The sequence below is a fragment of the Limimaricola sp. G21655-S1 genome (genome assembly GCF_027213785.1).
Lineage (GTDB): Bacteria > Pseudomonadota > Alphaproteobacteria > Rhodobacterales > Rhodobacteraceae > Limimaricola.
Map to the genome: position 1 here is coordinate 34,667 of NZ_JAPWGO010000019.1, position 20,795 is coordinate 55,461.

At 68.3% G+C, this 20,795-nt stretch carries 23 protein-coding genes and 1 tRNA gene; 8 read left to right on the forward strand and 16 right to left on the reverse strand.

The window, feature by feature from the left end:
• The first annotated feature begins 3 nt into the window (after positions 1–3).
• Positions 4–1,821, forward strand: a complete 1,818-nt coding sequence (locus O4G76_RS16300; protein ID WP_269398312.1) for a M3 family oligoendopeptidase — start codon at positions 4–6, stop codon at positions 1,819–1,821.
• Positions 1,818–2,315 (forward strand): GNAT family N-acetyltransferase, encoded by a 498-nt coding sequence (locus O4G76_RS16305; RefSeq protein WP_269398313.1) that lies wholly within the window; start codon positions 1,818–1,820, stop codon positions 2,313–2,315. Before O4G76_RS16300 ends, O4G76_RS16305 begins: the two co-directional genes overlap by 4 nt.
• On the opposite strand, the gene O4G76_RS16310 is transcribed toward O4G76_RS16305, so the two are convergent.
• From O4G76_RS16310 to O4G76_RS16325, 4 genes are all read right to left on the reverse strand, one after another.
• On the reverse strand, positions 2,312–3,013 hold the full coding sequence (locus O4G76_RS16310) for an NAD(P)-dependent oxidoreductase (protein ID WP_269398314.1): 702 nt from the start codon (positions 3,011–3,013) through the stop codon (positions 2,312–2,314). The two genes, O4G76_RS16305 and O4G76_RS16310, sit on opposite strands and share 4 nt — an antisense overlap.
• 45 nt (positions 3,014–3,058) lie before the next feature.
• Complete coding sequence (locus O4G76_RS16315; RefSeq protein WP_269398315.1) at positions 3,059–4,033, reverse strand: Gfo/Idh/MocA family protein; 975 nt, start codon at positions 4,031–4,033, stop codon at positions 3,059–3,061.
• A gap of 87 nt (positions 4,034–4,120) precedes the next feature.
• Positions 4,121–5,020 (reverse strand): RNA polymerase sigma factor RpoH, encoded by a 900-nt coding sequence (gene rpoH, locus O4G76_RS16320; RefSeq protein ID WP_269398316.1) that lies wholly within the window; start codon positions 5,018–5,020, stop codon positions 4,121–4,123.
• A gap of 165 nt (positions 5,021–5,185) precedes the next feature.
• Positions 5,186–6,217: an RluA family pseudouridine synthase gene (locus O4G76_RS16325; protein ID WP_269398317.1), complete on the reverse strand. Its 1,032-nt coding sequence runs from the start codon at positions 6,215–6,217 to the stop codon at positions 5,186–5,188.
• On the opposite strand from O4G76_RS16325, the gene O4G76_RS16330 reads away from it, so the two are divergent.
• Positions 6,216–6,521 carry a DUF6476 family protein gene (locus O4G76_RS16330; protein WP_269398318.1) on the forward strand — a complete coding sequence of 102 codons (306 nt, stop codon included), beginning with the start codon at positions 6,216–6,218 and terminating at the stop codon, positions 6,519–6,521. The two genes, O4G76_RS16325 and O4G76_RS16330, sit on opposite strands and share 2 nt — an antisense overlap.
• Before the next feature lie 43 nt (positions 6,522–6,564).
• Here the strand turns inward: O4G76_RS16330 and O4G76_RS16335 are convergent, their stop codons facing one another.
• From O4G76_RS16335 to O4G76_RS16350, 4 genes are all read right to left on the reverse strand, one after another.
• Positions 6,565–7,263 carry a hypothetical protein gene (locus O4G76_RS16335; protein WP_269398319.1) on the reverse strand — a complete coding sequence of 233 codons (699 nt, stop codon included), beginning with the start codon at positions 7,261–7,263 and terminating at the stop codon, positions 6,565–6,567.
• 17 nt (positions 7,264–7,280) lie between these two features.
• Positions 7,281–7,952 (reverse strand): hypothetical protein, encoded by a 672-nt coding sequence (locus tag O4G76_RS16340; protein WP_269398320.1) that lies wholly within the window; start codon positions 7,950–7,952, stop codon positions 7,281–7,283.
• Positions 7,953–8,093: 141 nt separating this feature from the next.
• Positions 8,094–8,438, reverse strand: a complete 345-nt coding sequence (locus O4G76_RS16345; protein WP_269398321.1) for an SPW repeat protein — start codon at positions 8,436–8,438, stop codon at positions 8,094–8,096.
• 211 nt (positions 8,439–8,649) lie between these two features.
• Positions 8,650–8,726: transfer RNA gene (locus O4G76_RS16350), tRNA-His, on the reverse strand.
• Between the two features lie 125 nt (positions 8,727–8,851).
• On the opposite strand from O4G76_RS16350, the gene O4G76_RS16355 reads away from it, so the two are divergent.
• Positions 8,852–9,046 (forward strand): DUF6324 family protein, encoded by a 195-nt coding sequence (locus tag O4G76_RS16355; protein WP_085896037.1) that lies wholly within the window; start codon positions 8,852–8,854, stop codon positions 9,044–9,046.
• Here the strand turns inward: O4G76_RS16355 and O4G76_RS16360 are convergent.
• The gene (locus tag O4G76_RS16360; RefSeq protein ID WP_269398322.1) at positions 9,030–9,563 is read right to left on the reverse strand and encodes an MmcB family DNA repair protein; all 534 of its coding nucleotides are present in this window, start codon (positions 9,561–9,563) and stop codon (positions 9,030–9,032) included. The two genes, O4G76_RS16355 and O4G76_RS16360, sit on opposite strands and share 17 nt — an antisense overlap.
• 377 nt (positions 9,564–9,940) lie before the next feature.
• On the opposite strand from O4G76_RS16360, the gene O4G76_RS16365 reads away from it, so the two are divergent.
• The gene (locus O4G76_RS16365; RefSeq protein ID WP_269398323.1) at positions 9,941–10,372 is read left to right on the forward strand and encodes a DUF488 family protein; all 432 of its coding nucleotides are present in this window, start codon (positions 9,941–9,943) and stop codon (positions 10,370–10,372) included.
• A 107-nt stretch (positions 10,373–10,479) separates the two neighbouring features.
• On the opposite strand, the gene nusB is transcribed toward O4G76_RS16365, so the two are convergent.
• From nusB to O4G76_RS16385, 4 genes are all read right to left on the reverse strand, one after another.
• A complete protein-coding gene (gene nusB, locus O4G76_RS16370) occupies positions 10,480–10,947 on the reverse strand; it encodes a transcription antitermination factor NusB (protein WP_085896039.1) in 468 nt (155 codons plus the stop codon).
• A complete protein-coding gene (locus O4G76_RS16375; protein ID WP_269398324.1) occupies positions 10,947–11,462 on the reverse strand; it encodes a 6,7-dimethyl-8-ribityllumazine synthase in 516 nt (171 codons plus the stop codon). The genes nusB and O4G76_RS16375 overlap by 1 nt, the downstream gene beginning before the upstream one ends.
• Positions 11,462–12,592, reverse strand: coding sequence for a 3,4-dihydroxy-2-butanone-4-phosphate synthase (gene ribB, locus O4G76_RS16380; RefSeq protein WP_269398325.1), 1,131 nt, complete (start codon positions 12,590–12,592; stop codon positions 11,462–11,464). The genes O4G76_RS16375 and ribB overlap by 1 nt, the downstream gene beginning before the upstream one ends.
• A 122-nt stretch (positions 12,593–12,714) precedes the next feature.
• Positions 12,715–13,386 (reverse strand): thiamine diphosphokinase, encoded by a 672-nt coding sequence (locus O4G76_RS16385; protein WP_269398326.1) that lies wholly within the window; start codon positions 13,384–13,386, stop codon positions 12,715–12,717.
• Positions 13,387–13,556: 170 nt separating this feature from the next.
• Here O4G76_RS16385 and O4G76_RS16390 point away from each other — a divergent pair, with 170 nt between their 5' ends.
• Positions 13,557–15,728 (forward strand): hypothetical protein, encoded by a 2,172-nt coding sequence (locus O4G76_RS16390; RefSeq protein WP_269398327.1) that lies wholly within the window; start codon positions 13,557–13,559, stop codon positions 15,726–15,728.
• A gap of 77 nt (positions 15,729–15,805) precedes the next feature.
• On the opposite strand, the gene O4G76_RS16395 is transcribed toward O4G76_RS16390, so the two are convergent.
• Positions 15,806–16,039, reverse strand: a complete 234-nt coding sequence (locus tag O4G76_RS16395) for a DUF2842 domain-containing protein (protein WP_269398328.1) — start codon at positions 16,037–16,039, stop codon at positions 15,806–15,808.
• Between the two features lie 7 nt (positions 16,040–16,046).
• Positions 16,047–17,339, reverse strand: a complete 1,293-nt coding sequence (locus O4G76_RS16400; RefSeq protein WP_269398329.1) for an adenylosuccinate synthase — start codon at positions 17,337–17,339, stop codon at positions 16,047–16,049.
• Between the two features lie 174 nt (positions 17,340–17,513).
• Here O4G76_RS16400 and secG point away from each other — a divergent pair, with 174 nt between their 5' ends.
• Together secG and O4G76_RS16410 are read left to right on the forward strand one after the other, a co-directional pair.
• A complete protein-coding gene (secG, locus tag O4G76_RS16405; protein WP_269398330.1) occupies positions 17,514–17,870 on the forward strand; it encodes a preprotein translocase subunit SecG in 357 nt (118 codons plus the stop codon).
• Between the two features lie 173 nt (positions 17,871–18,043).
• Positions 18,044–19,687, forward strand: coding sequence for a CTP synthase (locus tag O4G76_RS16410; RefSeq protein WP_085896047.1), 1,644 nt, complete (start codon positions 18,044–18,046; stop codon positions 19,685–19,687).
• Positions 19,688–19,837: 150 nt separating this feature from the next.
• Here the strand turns inward: O4G76_RS16410 and O4G76_RS16415 are convergent, their stop codons facing one another.
• Complete coding sequence (locus O4G76_RS16415) at positions 19,838–20,620, reverse strand: MipA/OmpV family protein (RefSeq protein WP_269398331.1); 783 nt, start codon at positions 20,618–20,620, stop codon at positions 19,838–19,840.
• Between the last annotated feature and the right edge of the window lie 175 nt (positions 20,621–20,795).

Below are 20,795 nucleotides of genomic sequence, written 5' to 3' on the forward strand. Positions count from 1 at the left end.
AGCATGACCCAGACCCCCCGCTTCGACGCCGCGACCGAGACCGGGGGCCGCCCCTTGGGCAACCTGCCGGAATGGGACCTGACCGACCTCTACCCGGCTCCGGATTCGGCCGAGATCAAGAACGACATCGACTGGCTCGAAAAAGCCTGCGCCGAGTTCGCCGGCGATTACGAGGGCAAGCTCGCCACGCTCGACGCGCATGGCCTGCTCGAGGCGGTGCAGCGCTACGAGCGCATCGACATCGTGGCGGGCCGGATCATGTCCTATGCCGGGCTGCGCTACTACCAGCAGACCACCGACAGCGAACGGGCCAAGTTCATGTCGGACTGCCAGGACCGGATCACCGCCTATACCACGCCGCTGGTCTTCTACGGGCTGGAGTTCAACCGTCTCGACGAGGATCACCTCGAGACACTGCTCGGCCAGAGCCAGGAGCTGAACCGCTACCGCCCGGTCTTCGAGCGGATGCGCGCGATGAAGCCCTACCAGCTCTCCGACGAGCTGGAGAAATTCCTCCACGACCAGTCCAGCGTCGGTGCCGCCGCATGGAACAAGGTGTTCGACGAGACCATCGCCGGCTTGACCTTCACCGTCGATGGCGAGGAGCTCGGCATCGAGGGCACGCTGAACCTGCTGACCGAGCAGGACCGTGCCAAGCGCGAGGCCGCGACGCTGGAACTGGCGCGGGTGTTCAAGACCCAGATCCGGCTCTTCTCGCGGATCCACAACACGCTCGCCAAGGAAAAGGAGATCGAGGATCGCTGGCGCGGCATGCCGACGCCGCAGACCGGGCGCCACCTCGCCAACCATGTCGAGCCCGAGGTGGTCGAGGCGCTGCGCGATGCCGTCGTCGCCGCCTATCCGCGCCTGTCGCATCGCTACTACGCGCTCAAGGCGAAGTGGCTCGGCCTCGACCGCATGCAGGTCTGGGACCGCAACGCGCCCCTGCCGATGGAAACCGACCGGATCGTCGGCTGGGACGAGGCGCGCGCAATGGTCGAGGAGGCTTACGGCGATTTCGATCCGCGCATGGCCGAACTGGCGAAACCGTTCTTCGACGAAGGCTGGACCGACGCGGCGGTGAAGCCGGGCAAGGCGCCCGGCGCCTTCGCGCATCCCACCGTCTCGACCGTCCATCCCTACGTGATGCTGAACTACCTCGGCAAACCGCGCGACGTGATGACGCTGGCGCATGAGCTGGGGCATGGCGTGCATCAGCGCCTCGCTGCCGGTCAGGGCGAGCTTCTGTCCTCCACCCCGCTGACCCTGGCCGAAACGGCGAGCGTGTTCGGCGAGATGCTCACCTTCCGCAAGCTGCTCGCCAAGGCGAAGGACACCAACGAGCGCAAGGTGCTGCTCGCCGGCAAGGTCGAGGACATGATCAACACGGTCGTGCGCCAGATCGCCTTCTACGATTTCGAATGCAAGCTGCACGCGGCCCGCGCGCAGGGCGAGCTGACCCCCGACGACATCGATGCGCTGTGGATGAGCGTGCAGGCCGAGAGCCTCGGGCCGATCTTCGACTTCGCGCCGGGCTATGAGAGCTTTTGGGCCTATATTCCGCACTTCGTGCATTCGCCCTTCTACGTCTACGCCTACGCCTTCGGCGATGGCCTCGTGAACGCGCTCTACGCGGTCTACGAGGAGGGTGGCGAGGATTTCCAGGAGAAGTATTTCGAGATGCTCAAGGCGGGCGGCTCGAAGCACCACAAGGAGCTTCTGGCGCCCTTCGGCCTCGACGCCTCGGATCCGGCCTTCTGGGACAAGGGCCTGTCGATGATCGAGGGCATGATCGACGAGTTGGAGAAGATGGAGGCGTGAGCCTCGATCTGACGGGGGCGGCGCCGGTGACGCTGGCGCCGCTCGATCCCGCGCATTTGCCGGTGCTGCGCGGCCTCGCGCCGCATCCGGCGCAGGAGCAATTCTCGGGCAGTGCCGCCGCGATCCTTGCCGATCCGCGCGAAAGCGTCGCGTTTCACGTGATACTTTCGGGCGGCGTACCGGTCGGCCTGTTCAAGACCGACAGCGACTACGAGGACGGGCGGCATTTGGCGGAGGCCGGCGCCTGGGGGCTGCGCGGCGTGATGATCGACGCGCGGGCGCAGGGGCGCGGCATCGGCCGCGCCGCCTTCGCGGCGCTGCCGCCCTACCTGCGGCGGGGCCACCCGGGGCTGCGGCGGATCTGGCTCACCGTGAATTGCCGCAACCCGGTCGCGCGGCGCGTCTATCTGCGCGGCGGCTGGATCGATGACGGCGTGCTCTACCACAATGGATCGGCCGGGCCGCAGCATGTCATGCGGCTCGAGCTTTCCTAGGCCAGCATCTCCTTCACCACCTCGAAGGACGAGTTCAACTCCTCGGCCTCGGGCCGCGCGATCGCCGGGGTCTGCCGGATCCATTCGCCGTTTTCCACGCAATGCAGCATGAAATGCGCCAGATCGGCATGGCGGGTGCGGATCAGATCCTCGGGGATCACGTCGGGCGCGACGACGTAATCGGCCGTCAACGGCTCGGGCAGCAGCCAGCCGGGCCGCACCGCGGTCCAGTCGAGATCGCTGGCGCGCAGCATATCCTCCATCTCGCCCATCTGGTGCAGCACCCGGGTCAGCGCCGGGATCGCCGTGGTGCGGAACAGCAGCGGCCCGCGGTCATGCGTGACCACGAAGCTCGCCGAGATCGTCACCAGCCGCTTCACGCCGCGCGACGCCATCGCGTCGATCAGGTTGCGGGTGCCTTGGGTGTAGAGCGGCGGCGGGTCCAGCAGCGTCTTGGGATCGCCCGGGACGCCCAGCGCGGATATCACCGCGTCGACGCCCTCGACGATCGTACCGAGGTCGTCCTCGATCACGTTGGCGGTCACCCGCTCGACATTGTGCCCGGCGGGGGGCGCGTCCTCGGGCCATTTCATCTCGGCGGCGCGGACATGGTGGCCCTTCGCCACCGCCTGTTTCACCACCTCCTGCCCGGTCACGCCATGCGCACCGAGCACGAGGATCTTCATCTGGTCAGCCATCGCGGTTGCCTCCGGTGATCTTCGCCGGAACAACCGCGATCCGGCTCAGCCGTTCCCGCCCTTGGCATAGACCATGTCGATCATCGCCTGCGTGCCCCGGCTGAATTCCAGCGGGCAGGCGTAATCCGCGCCATCGATCGCGGCGGTGAAGGCCTCGACCTGCAGCTTGTAGTGATCGATGCCGGGCCAGCGCTCGTGCATCACCCGCATGCCCTCGGTCTCGAGCGTCATCTCGGCCTGGCCGAAGGTGTTGGCGTTGAACGGGCACAACATCTTCAGCACGCCCTCCTCGCCATGGAAGGTGACCTCCTGGCGCGGATGCAGCCGCATCGACACCATGCCGGAATAGTCGAAGCTCGCGAAGCGCGCCGCGACCTGCGCATAGACATCGACGCCGTTCTCGTAGCGGATATTGGCGTGGCGAACCTCCTGCGGCTCCTCGCCGGTGACGAAGCGCACCGAGCCGAACGCATAGACGCCGATATCGGGCAGCCCGCCGCCGCCGGTCTCGGGCTTGTTGCGGATGTTGTCGGTCTGGGACGCGTTGTTGAAGCTGAACGCCGCCTCGACATGGCGCAGCCGGCCGATCGCGCCGCCCCGGACCAGTTCGCGCGCGCGGATCCATTGCGGGTGGTGCACGATCATGTAGGCCTCGGCCGCCATCAGCCCGGTCGCGTCGCGCTTGGCGATCACCGCGTCGAACTCCTCTGCCTTCATCGCCAGCGGCTTTTCGCATAGCACGTGCTTGCCCGCCTCGAGCGCCTTGAGTGTCCACTCGACATGCATGGCGTTGGGCAACGGGATGTAGATCGCATCGATCTCCGGATCGTCGAGCAGCGCTTGGTAATCGAGATGGACGCGCAGCCGGGGCTGGAAGGCGCGGAACGGCGCGGCCTTTTCCTCCGAGGAGGTGGCCAGCGCCGCGAACTCGGAACCCTCGGCGGAATGGATGGCGCGGGCCATGGCGCCCAGCGCGAATTTCGAGGCGCCCAGCACGCCCCAGCGGATCGGTTCACTCATCACGGTTTTTCCCTGCCTGCCGGAAAGGAAAAACCCCTCCCCGGTCTCCCGGGGAAGGGTAATTCACGTGGCGCGGAGTGCAACGCGTCAGGCGTTCTCGAGCATGCCCCGCTCGCGGGCCAGCTCCTGCATCCGCTTCTGCAGCTTCTCGAAGGCGCGCACTTCGATCTGACGGATCCGCTCGCGGCTCACCTCGTACTGCCCCGACAGCTCCTCGAGCGTCACCGCCTCATCCTGAAGCCGCCGCTGCACGAGGATGTCGCGCTCGCGCTCGTTCAGGACGCCCATCGCCTCGGCCATCAGCTCGCGCCGGGCGTCGAGCTCGTCGCGCTCCTCGTAATCGGTGGCCTGATCGGCGCTGTCATCCTCGAGCCAGTCCTGCCATTGCGTGGCGCTGTCGCCCTCGGTGCCGACCATGGCATTGAGCGAGGCGTCGCCGCCCGACATGCGCCGGTTCATCGACACGACCTCTTCCTCGGTCACGCCGAGATCGGTGGCGATCTTCTTGACGTTTTCGGGCCGCAGATCGCCTTCTTCCAGCGCGCCGAGCCGCGCCTTGGCCTTGCGCAGGTTGAAGAACAGCTTCTTCTGGCCCGAGGTGGTGCCGAGCTTGACCATGGACCACGACCGCAGCACGTATTCCTGAATCGAGGCGCGGATCCACCACATCGCGTAGGTGGCGAGGCGGAAGCCCTTCTCGGGGTCGAACTTCTTCACCGCCTGCATCAGGCCGACATTGGCCTCGGAGATGACCTCGGCCTGAGGCAGGCCGTAGCCGCGGTAGCCCATGGCGATCTTCGCCGCGAGGCGCAGGTGCGAGGTGACGAGCCGATGCGCGGCCGAGGCGTCCTCGTGGTCCACCCAGCGCTTCGCCAGCATGTATTCCTCTTCCGGCTCCAGCATCGGAAACTTGCGGATTTCCTGCAGGTAGCGATTCAGCCCCTGTTCCGGCGACGGGGCGGGGAGATTGGTATAGGTCTCTGCCATGGGCCCCTCCTTTCGGTCCTTGTGTCACCCGAGCGATACGTCCCTTGCCCCTGCCCGGCAAGCGCCGCCATCGCATCAGCCTTGTGCAATGATGAACCCTTCGCCCCCAACCCGGCGAGGGGGCGTGCGAAAGGCTCGATCATATGTGAATTCTGTTACGGCCTTTCAACCCCTCAGCGCGGAGAGGAGTTCCGCCATATCGGCCGGCAGCGGGCTCTCGAAGCGCAGCTTTTCGCCGGTCACGGGATGGGCAAAGCCGAGGCTCGCCGCGTGCAGCGCCTGCCGCCCGAAACGCCCCGCCAGAGCCACGGCGGCCGTGCCATGCGCCTTTTCCGACAGCTTGCGCCGACCGCCATAGACCGGGTCGCCGATCAGCGCGTGCCCGGCATGCGACATGTGCACCCGGATCTGGTGTGTGCGCCCGGTCTCGAGACGGCATTCGACCAACGCCGCGCCGGCGAAGGCCTCGATCACCTTCACCCGCGTCACCGCGTGGCGGCCCTGCTCGAAGCTCACCGCCTGCCGCTGCCGGTCGGTGCGGTGACGGCCAAGCATGGTCTGGATCTTCAGCACCGAACCGGTCTCGAAGCTCGCGCCCTTCACGCCGCGCAACCGCGGATCGTTGGGATCGGGCACGCCGTGGCACAGGGCGAGGTAGTGCCGCTCGGCGCTGTGCTTCTCGAACTGGATCGCCAGCCCCTGATGCGCGCGATCGGTCTTGGCCACGACGAGGAGCCCCGACGTGTCCTTGTCGATCCGGTGCACGATGCCGGGCCGCTTGGCGCCACCGACGCCCGAGAGATCCTCGCCGCAATGATGGATCAGCGCGTTGACCAGCGTGCCGTCGGGCGAGCCCGGCGCCGGGTGCACCACCATGCCGGCTGGTTTGTCGATCACGATCAGGTCGTGATCCTCCCAGACGACGTGGAGCGGGATCTCCTGCGCGCCGATATGGCTCTCGGCGGCCTCGGGCACCGAGATCTCGACCTCGGCCCCCTCGGCGATGGCGGCTTTCGCATCCGTTGCGACCACGCCGTCGACCCGCACCGCACCCTCGGCCAGAAGCTTGGCGATGCGCGAGCGCGACAGCGCCGCCTGCTCTGGCACATCGCGGGCCAGCGCCTTATCAAGACGCGCCGGCGGATCGTCGGCGATGATGAAGCGGACGGTGGACGGATCGTTGGAGGTATCGGCCATGCAGGCTCCCGAGACAGACGGCCCGGCCCGGATCCCGCCAGAGCTGCGATGGCTCAAATGGCTGGTGATCGCGCTAGCAGGCGTGATGATCGCAGGCTTCCTAGTGCTGATCGCGGCGATTGTCATCCGCCTCGATGCCGAACCGCTGCCGCTGCCCGAGCGGATCGCCCTGCCCGAGGGCGCCGAGGCGATGGCCTTCACCCAAGGACGTGACTGGATCGCCGTGGTTACGACGGATGACCAAGTGCTGATCTTCGGCCGCGACGGCGCGTTGCGGCAGAGCGTGGAGATCGAGCCGCAGTGAGAAGCCGCCCCCGAGGGGGCGGCTTTCAGACGTTGCCGCGAAATCAGTTCGCGGTCGTCGTGTCGGCCTGTGCATCGGCCTCGCTGCCGGCAGTGGTTTCGCCCGAAGCGTCGGCCTCGGTCGAGCCTGCAGTCTCGGCCGAGGCATCGGTGCCCGTCGCGGCGCTTTCGGGCGCCGGGCTTGCCTCGATCTGATCGCTTGGCGCCCCCTCGGTCACCGGTGCCTCGGCGTCCGGTGTCTCGCCCCCTGCATCCGATCCGGTGGGTTGCGGCGCGATCAGGTCCTCGGTCGTGGTATCGGAGCGATCCGCGTCGGTCGCGTTGCCCAGCGGCTGCTCGGTCGGCGCCGAGGCGGTATCGCCCGCCGCGGTCTGGCTGTTGGTCACGTATTGGGTGGCGATGGTGGTGTTGGTGGCGCTGCATTCCGGCGTGTCGGAACCGAGTTGCCCCCCACCCAGAGCGCCCACATCGACGCCGCAGACATTCGCCGCCGCGGCCACGGGCAGCTGGATGGTGATCGGCACGTTTTGCAGATCGATGTCGAGATCCTTGGCGATCTCGGCGCGGATGTTCTCGAGATTGACCGAAACGAGGCCGGGCAGTTGCTGCCCGCCGCCGGAGGTCGGCAGCGTCGAAAGATCGGGCATTCCCGGCAGGGTCTGGCCGGACGTCTGCGCAAGGGCCGGCGCGGCGGCGCAACCGAGGGCAAGGGCGATGGCGGTGGCGGTGGTCTTGAAGGTCATGTTCATCTCCGGGGTCATCACTGGGCGGCTGCGTCGGCCTGCGACGCTTCGGTGCCGGAATCGGCCGAGGCATCGGCTGCGGGGTCCGACGCGGGATCGCTGGTTTCCGTCATGGATTCGGGGTTCGTCCCGGGTTCGGGGTTCGTCCCGGGTTCGGCTTGGGATGTCGCGGCGGCATCGCCATCGCTCGTTGAGGACGGCGTGGTTTCGCCTGCCGTCGCATCGACCGGCGCCTCAATCGCCTCCTGCCCGGTATCGGCAGCGGTGGGTTCGGTGGTCTCGTCGGTCGGAGTTTCAGCGGTGGCACCACTCTCGGTCGTGTCGGCGGGCCCGGGCACGGTGCCGGCGGAGTTCTCCGGCGCCTGCGCAGCGCTGCCGCTGCCACTGCCACTGCCGATCAGGTTCGAGACGAGCTGCGTCGCCATGGTGACGTTGTTGGCATCGCATTCGGGCTTGTCGCCGCCCAGCGTCGCGCCGCCCAGCGCCGCCACGTCGATGCCGCAGACATTCGCCGCGACGCTGATCGGCAGCAGCACGTTGATCGGGACCTTGTCGAGGTCGAGATTCAGATTCTTCGCGATCTCGATGTTCACGTTCGACAGGTTGACGGAGATTAGGGAGATTTGCGCCGAGGCCATGCCAACCGGCGCCGCCGCGAGCGTGCTCGCGACGATCAAGGGCTTGAACATGTTTCATTTTCCTTGCTGGAAACCTGCGCCGAAAACCCGTTGCGCCGGGGAGCGGTTCCACCTGGCGATGCATGTTCGGCCCGGTTTCGCGCAAGGCGCGCGGCGGTCGGCGGCATGCCGCCCGGGAACGCCGCGCGTCAGTCAGGCATGTCCACCTTCATGCGGAATCAGATGCGACCACAGCGCCGCCACGGCGAGCACTATGCCGCATACCACCGCGTTCCATGAGGCGACCGCCACGGCGGTGAAGCCCACCATCCAAGGCGCCGCGATGATCAGCAGCGCGACCACCGCCACCGCGTAATCGGTCCAGTCCTGCGCCTCGGTCTGCAACAGGCCGATCGCCCCCAGGATCACGACCAGAGCACCAAGCGCCATCATGCTCCATGTCGCGGCGCCGGTCATGCCGAGGATCCAGGGCGAAACGATCAGCCAGAGACCGATCACGCCGAACACCCAGTCCTGCCAGTGATGTCGATGTTTCATCTGCAGTCTCCCTCCCGGGGCCGGAAGCCTTGCCCGCGAGGGCCCTGCCCGGCCCGCATGTTCGCGGCCTCTCCGAGCCGCCCGTCCTGTCGGGAAACGGCCCTGAGGCCACGGGTGCCGAAATCCGGCCCCAAGGAAAAAATGGCGATCGCCGCGGCACCACAAAAGCCACGGCGCGGATCAATTTTTCGGGATCATCGCTTTGGGGAGATGGTACCGCCTCCCTGGCTTGAACAGGGGACCTCTGGATCCACAATCCAGCGCTCTAACCAACTGAGCTAAGGCGGCACTGGCGCGGAATTAGCGCCGCGGGCGGGGGATTGCAACCCCCTGCCGCGGCTTCCGCGACGACCGCCGCCTTGCCCGCCGCGCGCGCCGGCGCTAGGCACGTCCCAGCTTGGAAAGGAACCGACATGGGCATCGACACCGAACGCGACATCGAGGCGAATCTGCAGATCGGCCCCACCGATCAGGGCATGGTGCGGCTGTTCATCGAGGCGGGCGCGACCGAGATCCCGATGGATTTCGACCCCGAGGAGGCCGAGGACATCGCCGAGGAGATCATGGCCGCGGCGCGCGCCGCGCGGTCCCTCAAGAAGAAAGGCTGATCGCCGGATCGCGCGCCTTGTGCCAGCGCAGCGCCGCATGGCGCGCGAATTTCTGCAGCATCACCTTGCGCCGGGCGCCCGAGAGCTTTGCCTCCGGCGCCATGGTCACGATCTCCGCGTCGTAGCCGTCGGCGATGATCACGCCGGTCTCCTCGGGCAGCAGCTCGAGCGGAAACGCGTCGTCCACCGCCCAGAAATAGCGGTCGCAATAGTCGAGATAGCCCTGCCACTTGCGATCCGAGGTGAAATCGGCGCGGCTGGACTTGCATTCGATCACCCATAGCTCGCCCTTGGGGCCCAGCGCCATCACGTCGACCCGAAGCCCCGGGGCCGGCACGAACTCCTCAATGGTGACGAAGCCGTGACCCAGCAGGTGGCGACAGACGCCCCGGGCCAGGATCTGCCCCGGTTGTGGAACGGCACGCGGCCGCGACAGCGCCTCGGCCGAAAGCGCGTCATCGGGCAGCGCGGCGACGCGGCGCTCCCCCTCTTCCCAGTCATCCCAATCATCAGGCATGGTCGCCATCATGAACAATCTGGCAACACGCTTCAAGCGGCGAAAGCCCGCATGCCGCCCCTTGTCACGTCCCCGGTACGATCCTAGATGTGGTCGCGGCGGGTTCTGCTCTTCTCGTGCCAAGGGGTCAAATTCCAGAGGCCTTAAGCAATTCCACGGGAGCTGGCTCTGTTCGGACCCTGGTTCGATTACCTGGCGCCCACCTGTATACACAGGTCCCCGGGAATTCTCACCCCTACGGTCGCTGCGGTTCCCGCCACCTTTCCAGCGAGCCCATGACATAGCCCCGAGGTCCGATGGCGCGGCAACTGCCGTGCGGCTTCGGAGCACCCTGAATGTCATGATATGCCTGAGGCTGCCGCCTTGGAGGCTGGGACATGATTCTCTCGACCATCGGATACGAATCCGCGACGCTGCCGGAGGTGATCGCGAAGCTGCGCATCGCGGGCGTGGAGGTGGTCATCGATGTCCGGGCCGTGGCTGCCTCGCGGCGGGCCGGGTTCTCCAAGACCATGCTGCGCGCGTCGCTGGAGGCCGAGGGCATCGCCTACGAGCATCTGCGGGGGCTCGGCACGCCCAAGCCGGGGCGGGAAGCGGCCCGTCGGGGCCGCATCACCGAAATGGAAGCGATCTTCGACGCGCATATGCAGTCGCCCGAGGCGCAGGACGGCCTTGCCTTGGCAATAGCCATCGCCCGGGAGCGGCACGCGGCGCTGCTGTGCTTCGAGGCCTGCGCCAAGGGCTGCCATCGCCGGATCGTGGCAGAGAGGATGCGTGAGGCCACGGGGTGCGAGATCGACAATCTTTAGTTCCGAGCCGCTCTGCGGCGCATTATCCGCAATCCCCTCCGGCTGCCGACATGCAAAAGGGCGCAGCCAGCGGCCGCGCCCCTCGAAATGCGATGCTCCTGGGCCGGTCAGAACGCCTCCGGCCGCGCCTCCCGCGCCATGTGATCGAGCACGGCGTTGACGAATTTCGATTCCTTGCCATCGGGGTAGAACGCCTTGGCGATCTCCACGAACTCCACGATCACCACCTTGGGCGGCGTCACCTTGCCGAGCAGCTCGGCCCCGGCCGCACGGAACAGCGCCCTGAGCGTCGGGTCGATCCGCGCGATCGGCCATTTGGCGACCAGCGCGCGATGGGTCATCTGGTCGATCTTGGCCTGCTCTTCGACCGCGCCCTCCATCAGGTTGCGGAAGGTGGCGAGATCGCCCTCCTCCCACTCCACCTCGTCATAGGTGGCGCCGAAGCGATGCGTTTCGAACTCGCGCATCACCCGGTCGACGGTCTGGCCCGCGGCCTCCATCTGGAACAGCGCCTGCACCGCATACATCCGCGAGGCCGAGCGCATGCGCCGCTTCTGGGTGTTCGATTCGGCCATCAGCCCTCTCCCAGCCGATCGGCGGTGAAGCCGAGGCCCTTGTCCTTGCGCGCGAGCTTGCGCGACAGCGCGACGAGATGCAGCGCAGCCGCCGCCGCGCCGCCGCCCTTGTTCTGACCCTGCGGATCGGCGCGCACCGCCGCCTGCTCGTAATTCTCGACGGTCAGGATGCCGTTGCCGATGCAGATCCCCTGCAGGCCCAGCAGCGTCAGACCGCGCGAGCTGTCGTTGCACACGGTGTCGTAATGCGTGGTCTCGCCGCGGATCACGCAGCCCAGCGCGACGAAGCCGTCATATTCGCCCATCCGGGCGGCGATGCCGATGGCCGAGGGCAGTTCCAGCGCGCCCGGCATCTCGACGACCTCGTAGGTGCCGCCAGCGGCCTCGACCTCGGCCATGGCACCGGCGACGAGATTGTCGGCGATGTCCTTGTAATAGGGGGCGACGACGATGAGGATCTTGGGACCCTCGTCGAATTCGGGACGCGCGAGCGCGTGGTGGGTGGGGCCGGCCATCATCCGATCTCCGAGATCTTGCGGGTGTCGATGATCTCGAGCCCGTAGGCGTCGAGCCCGACCACGCGGGGTTTGGGGGAGTTGGTCAGCAGCACGATCCGCGACAGGCCGAGGGCCGAGAGGATCTGCGCGCCGAGACCGTATTGCCGGAGCACGTGCGGCGAATGCTCCTCGGTGGTGGCGAGTTTCATGTGCAGGTCGCGCAGGAGCACCAGCACGCCGCGCCCTTCTTCGGCGATGACCTGCATCGCGTCGCCGAATTCACGTGCCCGGCCCTTGGGGCCGGTGCCCACCACGTCGAGCATCGGATCGAGCGTGTGCATCCGCGTCAGCACCGGCGCATCGCCCGAGATGTCACCCTTGATCAGCGCGATGTGCTCGGCGCCCTGGGTGGTGTCGGTGTAGACGCGCAGGGTCCAGTCGCCGCCGAACTCGCTCTGGATCTGCTGCTCGTCGCGCAGCCGCACGAGGTTGTCGTGGCGCCGGCGATAGGCGATCAGGTCGCTGATCGTGCCGATCTTGAGCGCGTGCTTCTGCGCGAAGGCGACGAGGTCGGGCAGACGGGCCATGGTCCCGTCCTCCTTCATGATCTCGCAGATCACCCCGGAGGGGTTCAGCCCCGCGAGACGCGAGATGTCGACGGCGGCCTCGGTATGACCGGCGCGCACCAGCACCCCGCCCTCGCGGGCGCGCAGCGGGAACACGTGGCCCGGCGTGGCGATGTCGGCGGCGGTCTTCGAGGCGTCGATCGCCACCGCCACGGTGAGCGCCCGGTCATGCGCCGAGATGCCGGTCGAGACGCCGTCGCGCGCCTCGATCGAGACCGTGAAGGCGGTCTCGTGGCGCGAGGAGTTGTTGGTGGACATCAAGGGCAGCCCCAGCGCATCGATGCGCGAGCCCGGCATCGACAGGCAGATCAGGCCGCGGCCATGGGTGGCCATGAAGTTGATCGCGTCGGGCGTCGCCATCTGCGCCGGGATCACCAGGTCGCCTTCGTTCTCGCGGTCCTCGTGATCGACGAGAATGAACATGCGCCCGTTGCGCGCGTCGTTGATGATCTCCTCGATCGGGCTGATCGCGTCGGACCAGTCGCGCTCCACGGGGCCTGGGGTCTCGAAGCTTTCGGTCACTGGCGATTCCTGACGATATTGGGGCCGAGGCGGGGATGCTGGTGCAGATAACGGCTGGGGCCGGTTTTGCAAAGCCCGCAAGGCTGCGCGCCGGGTTGACCTCGCGCGGGGAGCATGTGCGCTCAGCGCGGCGGCCAGCCCTCCGGCGCACTCTTGAGTCCCGCCAGCACCGCGTCGAGCGCGGCGCGCGGCGCGATGGCCAGCATCAAAGGCGCGTCGACCCGCAGCCGCACGGGCCCGGTCACCTCGTTCGAGGTGCCGATGCGTTGCGCCGGCGAGAAGGCGATGCCCGCCGTGGGCCAGCGCAGCCCCTCGGAGACGCAGCCGACCTCGCCCATCGGGAACAGCGAGAAGGGCTGTCCCGGCATGATGTCGAGCGCGATCTCGGGCGGGCAGAGAAACACCAGGCTCTCGGTACCGATCAGCAGACAGCGCCGGTCGGGCCGCGCCGCGAGCACGTGAAACGCCGCCAACTCGTGGTCCAGACGACCGCCGGTAAAGCCCACCGCCAGCACCAACCCCGCCTCGATGCTCCTGAGCGCCTTGTCGAAATCGGTGCTGTCCTGCTCGGCGATCTCGTGCAGCCGGTCGGCGAAACGGGCGGCGGCATCGCCGAGGCTGTCCATGTCGCCGATCACGGCGCGGGGCTCCAGCCCGGCAGCGGCGGCGTGGCGCGCGCCGCCATCGGCCGCGACGAGCACCGGCGCGCGCGCCAGAGCCAGCGCGAGGTCCCCCTCGCCGAGGGCCCCGCCCCCCAATAGAGTAACCTCATTGGCGCACTGGACAATCGTCACGGCCTTCCCCCATCATCCCCGCGAACCAAACGGTCGGCCGCGGTTTTGCCATGAAATCATCCCACGGCCACCCATGTCGTGATCCCGTTTCAAACCTATTCACTGCTACATCGGGACGGACAGGGTAGAAAGCGAGCACTCAGATGGTTGGATCAAGCAAGATACTCACGGTGTCCTACGGGACCTTTTCCTGCACGCTGGAGGGGTTCGACGACTCGTTCGACACGATGAAGGCCATCGCCGAGTATTTCCGCGATCTGGCCGCCGATGACCGTTACTTCGGGGCCGAACCCCCGACCCCGGATGCTGAGATGCTGGCGCGCATCGCCGAACGCGAGGTCGCACGCCGGGTCGAGGCCCGCACCGAATCGAGCGGCATCGTGTTGCGCGCGGGTCAGGCCCTGCCGCCGATGGCCCCGACGGCCAGCCCGGCGCCCCAGCCTTCCGCGCAACCCGCTCCGCAGGCCCAGCCGGCCCCCGCGCCCGAAGCGCAGGAGCAGGACGAGCCGCAGGCGGAACCCGTGCCGCAGCCCGCCGCCGAGGCGCCGCGCGAGGCCGAGCCGCAGCCGACCCAGCAACCCGCCCAGGCGGAACGCCCCGCCGCGCCGCAGGGGGCGCCGCGTCCCGAAACCGCCGAGCAGGCGCCCGCCCCGGCGCAGCCGCGCCCTGCCCCGCAGCGCCCGGCCATGGATGGCGACAGCGTCGCGGCCAAGCTACAGCGCATCCGCGCCGTGGTCGGCCGCCAGCCTTCCTTTGCCAGCGATGAGGAGGAGGAGGACATCGCGCCCGCCTCCCGCCAGCGCCCCGCCGCCGGGCTGTTCGACACCGCCCCCGTCCGGACCCCCAGGCCCGCCGCTCCGCAACCGGCCGCGACCGAGCCCGCAGCGGAGAAGGAGCAGAAGCAGGAGCCCGCGGAGGCCGAATCCTCTTCGGCCCAGTCGAGCGAGCCGGCGGCGGAACAGACCGACGCGGCGCGCCCGGCACGCGCCCGCGTGGTGCGGATGCGCAAGGCCGATTTCGAACGCGCCGTCGCGCGCGGTGAAGCGCATCGGGCCGTGAGCGAGGCGACCGAAGCCGCGCCATCCCAAGCCGAAGCCTCGGACGCGGTTTCCGACGACGCGGATGCCGACGCCGACATCATGGAGGCCCTTGCACGGCAGGGCGCCGAGGAGGCCGCACGCGAGACGGATGAGACGGCAGCCGCCGCCGAAACCTCGCAGGAGGACATGACGCCTTCGACCAGCGAGGACGCGGACCTGTCGGCCGAGGCCGAGCGGGCGTTGCTCGAAGAGCTGGCGGCGCTGGAGCGCGAGATGGGCGTCGGCCAGGATGGCCCCGCCTCCCAGGAGATCGCGGCAGACGAATCGTCCGTCCCGGAGAGCGAGGCCGAGAGCGCCGAAATCGAAACCCGTGATGCGGATGCCGATCTCGAAGCCGCGGTGGCGGCGCTGTCGGACGAGGATGAGGATCAGGACGACGCGGCGGCACCGACCGAGACTTCGGCCGAGGCCAAACCCGATGAAGACGAGGCCGTCGAAGCCGAGGTCAAGGTCGAGGCACCGCAGGACGATGTCGCGGGCGCGGCCCGGTCGGCGGCGCATCATGCGCTGGCCACCGACGAGGCGGACCTGTCGCGCATCATGTCCGCCACGGATGCCCGCATGGCGGACCCCGAAACTGGCCGCCGCCGCGAATCGATCTCGCAGCTCAAGGCCGCCGTCGCCGCCACCGAGGCCGCCCGCCGGCTGGGAGATGTGGAACGCCCCGCAAAGGTGGAGGAAGCGTTCCGCGACGATCTGCGCCAAGCGGTCCGGCCGCGCCGACCGGCGCTGCCGCCGCGCGGTCACGACGAGGCCGCAGAGGCCCGGCCCGAGCGGCCGCGCCCCGCGCCGCTCAAGCTGGTTGCCGCCCAGCGCGTCGATCTGAGCGACGCGCCCTCGCAGGAGCGCGCCGCACCGGTGCGGCCGCGCCGGGTCTCCGTCGCCGATGCCAGCGAACCGGCGCCGCAGCCCGCCCGCCCCGCAGCCAGTGCGGAGCCGATCTCGGCCCCGACCCCTTCCGAGAGCTTCTCGGCCTTCGCGGCGCGAATGGGCGCGCAGGAGCTGGGCGAACTTCTCGAAGCCGCCGCCGCCTATGCCGCCTTCATCGAGGGGGCCGAGGATGTCTCGCGCCCGCAACTGATGGAGCGGGTGCGCGAGGCCAGCCCGGAACCGGTCAGCCGCGAGGACGGGCTGCGCAGCTTCGGCACGCTGTTGCGGCAGGGTGCGCTGACGCGGGTGCGCAGCGGCCGCTTCGCCGTGGCGCCGTCGAGCCGCTTCAACCCGCAGCGCCGCGCCGGCTGAGCTTGGCCACATGACATGCGAAAAAGGGCGGCACCGCACGGTGCCGCCCTTTTTCGCGTTTCGACTCGACGCCGGTCTCAGCCGTCGTCGCGCTCTTCCGGATCGGCCTTGCCGACGCCGAGAAAGATCCGTCGGAACGGCAACGCCCAGACCAGGCCGAGGCTGACATAGATCGCCAGCTCGACCAGGATCGAGGGCCGCTCGATCAGCCCGACCAGCGTGATCGCCACCACGATGTAGCCCGGCAGGCCGACCAGCAGAATCAGGAGCGACAGACGTCGCCGCGCCTTGTGGCTGAGCTTTCGCGCCATGCCCGCCTCAGTCCGAGAAAGGATCGGTGACGAGGATCGTGTCGTCACGCTCGGGGCTGGTCGAGACCATCGCCACCGGGCACTGGATCAGCTCCTCGATGCGGCGGATGTACTTAATCGCCTGCGCCGGCAGATCGGCCCAGCTGCGCGCGCCCGCGGTGCTTTCCTGCCAGCCCGGCATCTCCTCGTAGATCGGGGTGCAGCGCGCCTGACGATCGGCGGCGGTGGGCAGGTAATCGTAGCGCTCGCCATCCAGCTCGTAGCCGGTGCAGATCTTCAGCGTCTCGAAGCCGTCGAGCACGTCGAGCTTGGTCAGCGCGATGCCCGACACGCCGGAGGTGGCGCAGGTCTGGCGCACCAGGCAGGCGTCGAACCAGCCGCAGCGACGCTTGCGCCCCGTGGTGGTGCCGAACTCGTGACCGCGCTCGCCTAGCCGTTGGCCGTCATCATCGTGCAGCTCGGTCGGGAACGGGCCCTCGCCGACGCGGGTGGTATAGGCCTTGACGATGCCCAGCACGAAGTCGATCGCGCCCGGGCCGATGCCGGTGCCGGTGGCGGCCTGCCCCGAGATCACGTTCGAGGAGGTAACGAAGGGATAGGTGCCGAAATCGATGTCGAGCAGCGCGCCTTGCGCGCCTTCGAACAGGATCCGCTCCCCGGCGCGGCGGCGCTCGGTCAGCACCTTCCAGACGGGGGCCGCGTATTCGAGGATCGCCGGCGCGATCTCGCGCAGCTGCGCCAGCACAGCGTCGCGGTCGATCGGTTCGAGCCCGAGACCGGCGCGCAGCGCGTTGTGATGCACCAGCGCCCGGTCGACGCGCAGTTCGAGCGTCGCGTCGTCGGCGAGGTCGGCGACGCGGATCGCCCTGCGGCCGACCTTGTCCTCATAGGCGGGCCCGATGCCGCGCCCGGTGGTACCGATCTTGGCGACGGTGTTGAGCCCCTCACGTGCCCGGTCGAGCTCACCGTGGAAGGGCAGGATGAGCGGCGTGTTCTCGGCGATCATCAGCGTTTCGGGCGTGATCTCGACGCCTTGGCCGCGAATGCCCTCGATCTCCTTCAGAAGATGCCAGGGGTCGAGCACGACACCATTGCCGATCACCGAGAGCTTGCCGCCGCGCACGACGCCGGAGGGCAGCGCGTGCAGCTTGTAGACCTCGCCACCGACGACCAGCGTGTGGCCCGCGTTATGACCGCCCTGGAACCGCGCGATCACGTCGGCGCGCTCGGACAGCCAGTCCACGATCTTGCCCTTGCCCTCGTCGCCCCACTGGGTGCCGACGACCACCACATTCGCCATGGACGTACCCTCTCCGGTCTTTCAATCCGGCGTCCCTATAGCGCCGGGCGCGGCTCCGCGAAACCGCAAACTGGCCCGCGACCTCCGGCCCCGCCCACTTCGGGGTTGCGACAGAGGCCGCCCTCTTCTAGATACGGCGCGTTCCGCCCCACCCCGCCGCACGCAGAGGTCCGCATGGAAAACGTCGTCCTGATCGTCCACCTGATCCTCGCCTTGTCGCTGATCGGCGTGGTTCTGCTGCAGCGTTCCGAAGGCGGCGGCCTCGGCATGGGCGGTGGCGGCGGCGGCGTGATGTCGGGCCGCGCGGCCGCGACCGCGCTGGGCAAGGTCACTTGGGGCCTCGCCGCGGCCTTCATCGTCACCTCGATCGCGCTGACGATCATCGCCGCCGAGAACTCGGCCGGCGGTTCGGTGCTCGACCGGCTGACCGCCGGGACCCCGGCGGAAGAGGATGCGCCCGCCACCGATCTGGGTGACAGCCTGCTGCCGCCCGCGCCGACCGACGGCCCCGTCGTGCCGCTGGCCGAGTAAAGGCCACCCACAACCACTGGGCGTTGGCCGATTTCGGCCACATGATCTTGCGCCCCCGGTTGCGGTCACGGGCCGAATCCGGATATCCTCAAATCCCGTGATGCCGCGAAGCCTTCGTTTCGCGGCAGTCTTCCATTCGATGCTCATTCGACGATCACGGGGTACTTCCGACCATGGCGCGTTACATCTTCATCACCGGCGGCGTTGTCTCCTCGCTCGGCAAGGGACTGGCCTCGGCGGCGCTGGGTGCGCTCTTGCAGGCGCGCGGCTACACGGTCCGGCTGCGCAAGCTCGACCCCTATCTCAACGTCGATCCCGGTACGATGAGCCCGTTCGAGCATGGCGAGGTCTTCGTCACCGATGACGGCGCCGAGACCGATCTCGATCTCGGCCATTACGAGCGCTTCACCGGCGTCGCGGCGCGGCGCACCGACAGCGTGTCGTCGGGCCGGATCTATTCGAACGTGCTGGAGAAGGAACGCCGCGGCGACTACCTCGGCAAGACGATCCAGGTGATCCCGCACGTCACCAACGAAATCAAGGACTTCCTCTCGATCGGCGCCGACGAGGTCGATTTCCAGCTCTGCGAGATCGGCGGCACGGTCGGCGACATCGAGGGTCTGCCCTTCTTCGAGGCGATCCGCCAATTCGCGCAGGAGCGGCCGCGCGGCCAGTGCATCTTCATGCATCTGACGCTGCTGCCCTATGTCGCCGCCTCCGGCGAGCTGAAGACCAAGCCGACGCAGCACTCGGTCAAGGAACTGCGCTCGATCGGCATCGCGCCCGACGTGCTGGTCTGCCGCTCCGAGCACCCGATCCCGGAAAAAGAGCGCGAGAAGATCGGCCTCTTCTGCAACGTGCGCAAGGAGAGTGTGATCGCGGCCTACGACCTCAAATCGATCTACGAGGCGCCGCTGGCCTATCACCGCGAGGGGCTCGACCAGGCCGTGCTCGACGCCTTCGGCATCGCGCCCGCGCCCAAGCCGAACCTCGCGCGCTGGCACGACGTGAACGACCGACTGACCCATGCCGAGGGCGAGGTGAAGGTCGCGATCGTCGGCAAATACGTGCAGCTCGAGGACGCCTACAAGTCGATCAAGGAGGCGCTGACCCATGGCGGCATGGCCAACCGGGTGCGCGTGACGGTCGAATGGGTCGACAGCGAGCGCTTCGACCAGGAGGACCCAGCCCCACATCTCGAGGGCTACCATGCGATTCTCGTGCCCGGCGGCTTTGGCGAGCGCGGCACCGAGGGCAAGATCAAGACAGCCCAGTTCGCGCGTGAGCGCGGTATTCCCTATCTGGGCATCTGCCTCGGCATGCAGCTCGCGGTGATCGAGGCGGCGCGCAACGTGGCGGGCTTCAAGACCGCCGGATCGGAGGAGTTCGACCACGAGGCCGGCAAGCGCCGCTTCGAGCCGGTCGTCTACCACCTCAAGGAGTGGATTCAGGGCAACCACGTGGTCGAGCGGGCAGTGACCGACGACAAGGGCGGCACGATGCGGCTCGGCGCCTACACCGCCGCGCTGGCCGAGGGCAGCCGCGTCGCCGAGGTCTACGGTGCGAGCCGCATCGAAGAGCGCCACCGTCACCGCTACGAGGTCGACACCAAGTATCGCGAAGCGCTCGAGGCCAAGGGGCTGTGCTTCTCGGGCATGTCGCCCGATGGCCGCCTGCCCGAGATCGTCGAGTGGAAGGACCATCCGTGGTTCATCGGCGTACAGTTCCATCCTGAGCTGAAATCCAAGCCCTTCGCGCCGCATCCGCTCTTTGCCGATTTCGTGCGCGCCGCCGTGGAAACCTCGCGGCTGGTCTGAGTACGGCGTCTTCGGAATTCGAAAGGGCCGGTCCGAGAGGACCGGCCCTTTTCATATTTGCTTCAAGTGTCCCGTTCGACCGTAACGAGATGCGGCGCGAGGCCCGCCCCCAGGCCATGCCGTGCAGCCGAGGGACAAAGCCCGCCTGATTCAGAACCGGAAATCGATCCGCCGGGTGATCCCCAGCCGCGCGCCGAGTTGTTCCTCATCCTCGGTGATGGGGCTGTCGGCGGCGTCGTTCAGCAGCCGCTCATAGGTGACGGCGCCGTCGAGCCCCCAGTCCTCGCTGAACGCGTAGATGCCGCCGACCTCGACGCCGGCCGAGATCAGCCCGCCATCGGCATCGAAGCCCGGCGTGCCGAAATAGGTCTGGGCGTAGTCGTCCTCGGCGAAGAGCGCGCGCGGCCCGGCGCGCAGGGTCAGCCGCTCGGTCGGGTAGGCATAGACGTCGGCGCCCAGCTCGGCCACGAAGCTTTCATGCCCGCCGAAACCGCGCCGGACATCCGCGAAAACGCCGAAATTGCGGGTGTCGTATCCCGCGCCCAGACCCAGCTCCAGCGCCGCATCGACGTCGTCGAGCCCGGCCACGCCGTCGACATCATCGGCGTCGCGCTCGCCGATATAGCGGAACGAGCCGCGCAGCCCGAAGCCGGTCGAGACGAAATCCGGGTCGTCATTCCCGATGTCGAGGGGGCCGAAGCGCAGCCGGTCGAGCGCGAAACCGAGATCCGGGCCGGTCTGGTAATCATCCGAGCCGAAATACTCCGGCGAGACCGCGACGCCGCCGCGCAGCGTGAAGGCGAGCACCCGGCCGTGGGCCGCCGGTGCGGGCGCGGCGGGCACGATGACCGGATCGGCGACCGGCTGATCCAGCGCCCCCGCCATGGCAGGCAGAGGTGCGAGGGCGATGGCGAGAAGCGGGAGGCGGCGCATGACGGGTCCTTTTCGATGAGGCTTGGCCCGAAAGATACGCCGCGCGGGCGGCGAGGCAAACCGCGCAGGCATATCCCCCGCACGCGTGGCGCGCGGGCAACTCCCTAGCGCGCTCGACGTGCGGGCCACGGCTTGCCCCGCGCCCGCCCCGCCGCTAGTGCGGGGCCCGAAGGAG